The sequence below is a fragment of the Cytobacillus firmus DS1 genome, from assembly GCF_000565285.1.
In the GTDB taxonomy this organism is placed as follows: Bacteria; Bacillota; Bacilli; order Bacillales; family Cytobacillaceae; genus Cytobacillus; species Cytobacillus firmus_A.
The window spans coordinates 1-1,457 of record NZ_APVL01000061.1 but is presented as its reverse complement, the minus strand read 5'-3'; the positions used below and the strand labels follow the sequence as shown (position 1 = coordinate 1,457).

Annotated in this window: 1 protein-coding gene; it reads left to right on the top strand. The window is 39.5% G+C overall.

The genetic code is table 11. The features are described 5' to 3' along the window. Positions 1-98 precede the first annotated feature (98 nt). A protein-coding gene (locus PBF_RS25700) for an IS3 family transposase (protein ID WP_152539744.1) occupies positions 99-1,432 on the top strand; the annotation gives its coding sequence in 2 pieces (ribosomal slippage) (positions 99-471 and positions 471-1,432; 1,335 coding nt in all). Positions 1,433-1,457 lie beyond the last annotated feature (25 nt).

Genomic DNA, 1,457 nt, shown 5'->3' with positions numbered 1-1,457 from the left:
TGAACTATACCCCGGATAGCGGACACTGATAAAAAAGTGCCCCTATCCGGGGTTTTTTGTGTTTCAATAGATTTAACGAATATGGGCGGAGGATTAATATGAGTAAGAATATTTATAATGAATTTCAAATTAAAGAGCTTGAAAAGAATCCTAATGTTTTATGCGCTTCTGAAAGGTCAATCTCCTATAGTCCTGAGTTTAAGCTAAAAGCAGTTACGGAATATAAAAATGGAAAAGCACCGTCGCAAATCTTTATTGAACAGGGCTTCGACCTTGATATGATCGGTAAGAAACAACCCCAGCGTTGTCTTAAGCGTTGGAGGGATTCATATGAAAGGTTTGGAAAGGAAGGTTTCCTTACGGAACGCAGAGGCAAAGGGAGTACCGGGCGTCCTTCTTTAAAGCAACTTTCCGCAGAAGAGAAATTAAAAAAAGCTGAAGCAAGAATTAAATTCCTTGAGGCAGAGAATGACTTCCTAAAAAAGCTGGAAGAGTTAGAAAGGCAGGCGTTGAAGAAGAAACGATATTAACGGCAGCTGAGAAGTTTTCGCTGATCGAGAAAACCATCAGAATTCATCAGTTAAGTAAAGCTGTTTCCTACCTGTGTGAACTGGCAGGTGTCAGTCGAAGTGGCTACTATGATTGGTTGAAGGCTGCACCATTACGGGCACGACGTGACGAGCAGGATGAATTGGACATAGAGTTAATCCGAGAAATTTTCATAAGCAAAAGAGAAAAAGTAGGTGCACTCCAGATAAAAATGATTATGGAGAATGACTATTCAACTGTAATGAACCACAAGAAGATTAGACGTTTAATGGCAAAATATAATCTTGTAGCTAAGATAAGGAAAGCCAATCCATATCGTAAGATGGCTAAGGCAACTCAGGAACATCGAACCTGCCCTAACCTTCTTGACCGTGAATTCAATCAGGCAGTGCCAGGAAAGGTTCTGCTTACTGATATTACTTATCTCTATTATGGAAAGGGCCAAAAAGCATATTTATCCTGCGTAAAGGACGGAGCTACAAAAGAAATTCTTGCCTACTACCTTTCCACGTCTTTAGAGATGGATATTGTTTATAAAACGTTAAAAAAGTTAAAGGCAGCTGTTGGCAACCACTTTCATCCAGAGGCCATATTGCATTCTGACCAAGGAATGCACTACACGCATCCTCTATTCCAAAGCAAAGTAAAAAAGCTTGGCCTAACTCAGTCAATGTCCCGAAAGGGAAACTGTTGGGATAACGCACCAATGGAAAGTTTCTTTGGACATTTTAAAGACTTATCAGAGTATAAATCACTTGAAAATATAAAGGACGTAAAGAAAGAAGTAGATCGTGTAATCGAAGAATATAATCATCATCGTTATCAATGGGGCTTAAATAAAATGACCCCGGTACAATACCGAGGCCACTTATTAGCTGCATAGGCGCTTTTTTATAAACTGTCCGTAA